We start from the raw sequence: 2,168 nt of genomic DNA on the forward strand, positions 1-2,168 counted from the left end.
GGGAAAAGCGCGCTTCGCGAGCGGCCTCTGCCGCGCCCAGACTGGCCTGCTTTTACTCCGCCTCCGTGGCTTGGTTTTGCTCCGCCGTTGACAAAAGATCGATGGGTTCTGACACGGTTGTAATAGTCGGCATAAAATTTGAGTATCCGGCGCAGATGCGCCTCGCCCAAGACAATGATGTGGTCCAAACACTCGCGCCGGATCGATCCGACCAGCCGTTCGGCAAAACCATTTTGCCAAGGTGAATCTGGTGCAGTGGGCTTGTCCCGGATGCCCATGGCGCGCAGTCGGCGTGTGACGACCGCGCCATAGATTTGATCCCGATCGCGGATGAGGTATTTTGGGGCATCATCCCAAGGGAAGGCCTCCGTTATCTGACGCGCAATCCACTCCGCTGTCGGGTTTGTTGTGACGTTGATCCAGACGAGGTCTCTGCGGTCGAGCCGGACGATGACGAAGGCATAGAGCAGGTCGAAACCGATCGTCGGGACAACGAACAAGTCCATAGCGGCAATATCCGGCGCGTGATTACGCAGAAAGGTCCGCCATCCTTGGCTTGGCGGTCCTCGCCGTTTGACCATGTACTCGGCGACGCTTGATTGAGCGACCTCAATCCCGAGCTTGAGCAGTTCACCATGGATACGCGGCGGGCCCCAAAGCGGATTTTCGATGCTCATCTGCCGGATCAGCGCGCGCGGCTCCGTCTCGATCTGAGGTCGCCCTCCCAGTGGGCGCGATCTCCACCGCCAATAGCGGCGAAAGCCAGCCCGATGCCAACGCACCAGCGTCTCGGGCCGGACAATCATCAGAACCTGCAGGATCGACGGAAACCAGCGATACAGCTGGACAAAGAACCAGCGATCGCTGCTTGTGAATCGAACACGGCCACGCGGCTTGCGCCGCAAAACAATCAACTGATGTCGAAGCACCGCGTTCTCAGCTTCAAGCCGCCACTTCGACTTGAATGGCGAGGCCAGGACGGCCAGAACGAAACAGAGCCAGCCCGATCATTCTACCAGCTTAGGCGATCACGTCATCAACTCTGATAAGGTTTTCGGTATACACAAGTACTCAGCGGCATCGGTAGCATCAATGCTGACCGCGGCTCGTTGCCTGCCTCAAACGTCACTTGGCTCATCTCAGAACTCTTCATCGTAGTCGCTGAGTAGCGTTGTGATGTCCTGGTCCCGTTTGGCAAAAGACAATCGAACACCGTGTAGGCGCGACCCGAACTTCTCGCCGCCCCAGGCCTATTCCGCCTGCTGCCCTTCCCTTTTTTTTCGGCCGAACAGCCGCTCGGCGGCAACGTAGAAGGTCGGCGTGATCAAGAGGGTGATCAGCGTCGCCACCAGGAGACCGCCGATCACCGCGGTGCCCATTGACAGGCGGGCGTTCGCGCCTGCCCCGCTCGCGATGGCGAGTGGCACGGCGCCGAGAATGAAGGCGAAGGAGGTCATCAGAATCGGGCGCAGCCGCATCCGAGCCGCATCCTGGGCAGCCCTCAGCGGATTCTCCCCTTGGTTCCGGCGCAGGTCCTCCGCGAAGGCGACAAGGAGGATCGCGTTTTTGGCCGCGAGCCCGACTAGGAGCAGGAGCCCGACCTGCCCGAAGATATCGAGCGGTAGATCCCGCAGAGCCAGGAAGCCGATCGCCCCAAAAATCGCTAACGGTGTCGCGAGCAGAATGACGAATGGCAGACGAACCGACTCGTACTGTCCGGCGAGCAGCAGGAAGATCATCAGAACGCCCAGGCCGAAGATCAGCGGTGCGTAGCCGCCGGCGATCTTCTCCTGGTATGCGACCTCGGTCCACGCGACTGCGTAGTTTGAGGGCAGCTTCTCGGCGGCGAGCCGCTCGATCTCAGCGATCACCGTGCCCGAGCTCGCCCCTGGCGCCGTGCCGACCGCCACCTCGATCGCTGGATAGGTGTTGTAGGACAGGACCGCGGTCGGCCCGCTGACGAAGCGAGGCTGGATAATGGAACCAAGCCGCACCGGCTCCCCCTGATTGTTGAGCACGGTCAGGCGCTCTACGTCTTCCATCGTGCGCCGGCCGCTCGCCTCGCTTTGCACGTAGACCTGGTAGACGTAGCCGAACCGATTGAAGAGGTTGACGAAGGACGAGCCGACATAGGTGCCGAGCGTGTCGAACAGGCGCTGGAGGGGCAC

At 60.9% G+C, this 2,168-nt stretch carries 2 protein-coding genes; both read right to left on the reverse strand.

Annotation, left to right across the window (positions count from 1 at the left end; all coding sequences use genetic code 11):
* A partial coding sequence (locus GGQ85_RS20620) for an integrase core domain-containing protein (protein WP_309776073.1) occupies nucleotides 1-929 on the reverse strand: 929 nt, incomplete at its 3' end.
* A gap of 321 nt (nucleotides 930-1,250) precedes the next feature.
* Nucleotides 1,251-2,168: efflux RND transporter permease subunit (locus GGQ85_RS20625; RefSeq protein WP_309776074.1), on the reverse strand; the 918-nt coding region annotated here is incomplete at its 5' end.

Source organism: Nitrobacter vulgaris (genome assembly GCF_031453995.1).
GTDB lineage: Bacteria > Pseudomonadota > Alphaproteobacteria > Rhizobiales > Xanthobacteraceae > Nitrobacter > Nitrobacter vulgaris.